2 protein-coding genes and 1 pseudogene are annotated in these 2,474 nt (G+C 50.6%); all 3 read left to right on the forward strand.

Annotated elements, in window-relative coordinates; translation table 11 throughout:
- Positions 1-180 precede the first annotated feature (180 nt).
- The 3 genes and pseudogenes from EII32_RS11085 to EII32_RS11095 all read left to right on the forward strand — a co-directional run bounded on the left by EII32_RS11085 (position 181) and on the right by EII32_RS11095 (position 2,211).
- Positions 181-369 (forward strand): hypothetical protein, encoded by a 189-nt coding sequence (locus EII32_RS11085; RefSeq protein ID WP_125235444.1) that lies wholly within the window; start codon positions 181-183, stop codon positions 367-369.
- 89 nt (positions 370-458) lie between these two features.
- Positions 459-1,061 (forward strand): hypothetical protein, encoded by a 603-nt coding sequence (locus EII32_RS11090; protein ID WP_410524583.1) that lies wholly within the window; start codon positions 459-461, stop codon positions 1,059-1,061.
- Positions 1,062-1,213: 152 nt separating this feature from the next.
- Positions 1,214-2,211: pseudogene (locus EII32_RS11095) on the forward strand (IS5 family transposase).
- The last annotated feature ends 263 nt before the right edge of the window (positions 2,212-2,474 follow it).

The raw sequence follows: 2,474 nt of genomic DNA on the forward strand, positions 1-2,474 counted from the left end.
CTCTAAGGGTACATTCCCCGCCGCTTGCGGCGTAAACTGTGGGGATGAGCGGATATATCCATAAAAATCGGCGTAAGGGACAAAAAAGGTGTTAAAAACGGCTGCGAGCCTTACGCTGCAAGGCTTTAAGCGGAGTCAAAACCTTTGAACACAAAAAATGCCCTTTTTGCGCTTCAAAACATGTCAGAAAAGACGGTCGGCAAAATGCCAAGCAACGCTACAGATGTTCGTGCTGTGGCAAACGATTTTCGGGCGGACAAAAACTCAATGCAGACGCACTATGGCAACACTACAGCCAAGGCAAACAAACCGCCGCAGAGCTCGCCAAACACTACAACATCAGCCGCAAAACCATCGCCCGCTATCTGAAAAAAGCTCAGACAAAATCCGTACTTCCGACACCAAAAACCGCCAACCTCATCATCGATACCACCTACTTCGGGCGCGATTACGGGGTGATGGTGCTCTTGGATTCCATCAGCAAACAGGCGCTGTTTGTCGATGAAGTCGCTTATGAAACCACCGCACTTTACCTGGCAACCATCACCGCAGTCCAAGAAAAAGGCACGGTCATCCGGAGCATTACCTGCGACGGGCGCAGAGGGTTGGACAAACTCTTGCCCGGAGTGCCGATGCAACTGTGCCACTTTCACCAAGTACAGACTGTAAACCGCTATCTCACCCGCAGGCCGAAAAGCGTGGCGGCGTGTGAGTTGCGCGAGTTGGCGTTAAGCCTGAAAAACAGCACGCGGGCTGGCTTTGCAGGAGCGTTGGAGGCGTGGTACGAGCGACATAAAAGCTTCATCAACGAGCGCAGCACCAACCCCATCACCGGCAAGTCGCATTACACGCACAAACGCTTGAGAAGCGCGTACAACAGCTTAAAACGCAGCCTTGAGCGGCTGTTTACCTTTGAGCGTTACCCCGAACTCAACATCCATAAAACGACCAATCTGCTTGAAGGGAAGTTTGCCGACTTGAAGCGCAGATTGAGTTGTCATCAGGGAATGCGGAAGGAAAATAAGCTGAAATTTATAAAAGATTATTTATCCATCCGCTAGCCTTAAAAACACCTTTTTTGTCCCTTAGAGCGCAACGTCTCTAAAAAAACACCTTTTTTGTCCCTTACGCCGAAAAATCATACAGACAGAGACCTTTGCAAAATTCCCTCCAATCCCCTAAATTTCCTCCCAAGATATTTAGGGGATTTCTCATGAGCACCTTCTTTCAGCAAACCGCCCAAGCCATGATTGCCAAACACATCGACCGCTTCCCTCTACTGAAGCTGGAGCAAGTAATTGATTGGCAACCGATCGAGCATTACCTGAACCATCAAAGAACCCGTTACCTTCGAGACCACCGCGGTCGTCCGGCTTATCCCCTGTTGTCTATGTTCAAAGCCGTTTTGCTCGGCCAATGGCACAGCCTTTCTGCTCCCGAACTCGAACACAGCCTCATTACCCGCATCGATTTCCATCTGTTTTGCCGTTTTGACGAACTGAGCATCCCCGATCACAGCACCTTATGCCGTTACCGCAACTGGCTGGCGCAAGACAACACCTTGGCCGAATTACTGACTGCCAACTGACGGACAAGGGCTTAAAAGTAGAGAAAGCATCCGCCGCCATCGTTGACGCTACCATTATTCAGACGGCCGGCGGCAAACAGCGTCAGGCCATAGAAGTGGACGCCGAAGGGCAAGTCAATAGCCAAACCACACCGAGTAAAGACAGCGATGCCCGTTGGGTGAAGAAAGACGGCCGATACAGACTGGGCGACAAACAACATACCCGTACCGATGCGGAAGGCTACATTGAGAAACTGCACATCACTGCCGCCAATGCCCATGAGTGCAAACACCTGCTGCCTTTGTTGGAAGGCCTAGCCAAAGGCACGACTGTCTATGCCGATAAAGGCTACGACAGTATGGAAAACCGGCAACATCTGGAAGAACATCAGCTGCGGGACGGCATCATGTGCAAATCCCACCGCAACCGGCCGCTGACGGAAGCGCAAACCAAACGTAACCGACATTTATCGAAAACCCGTTATGTGGTCGAACAAAGCTTTGGTACGCTGCACCGTAAATTCCGTCATGCCCGGGCAGCCTATTTTGGTCTGAGCAAAGTGAGTGCGCAAAGCCATCTGAAGGCGATGTGTTTGAACCTGTTGAAAGCAGCCAACAGGCTACGTGCGCCTGTTGTTGCCTGAATAGCAGTTCAGATACCCAATTATCGGGTGTCCGAGAGGAATAAAGGGAGTATTTGGAACGGAAAACAGCCGAAACCCTGTGTTTGGGGTTCAGCTGTTGGGTAAAAGGGGTATTTTGCAAAGGTCTCAGACAGCCTATTGAATAAAGACCTTTATTCAATAGGTTATAAGTAGAGTACTGTATGATTTTTTGGGGGAGCGGGTATAAATCCAGCGCCACCGTGCGAATCAGGCTTTCCATGCGTTGCGCGGCCTGCAGGTTA

Origin of the sequence: Prevotella sp. OH937_COT-195, from assembly GCF_003932845.1 — a bacterium.
In the GTDB taxonomy this organism is placed as follows: Bacteria; Bacteroidota; Bacteroidia; order Bacteroidales; family Bacteroidaceae; genus Prevotella.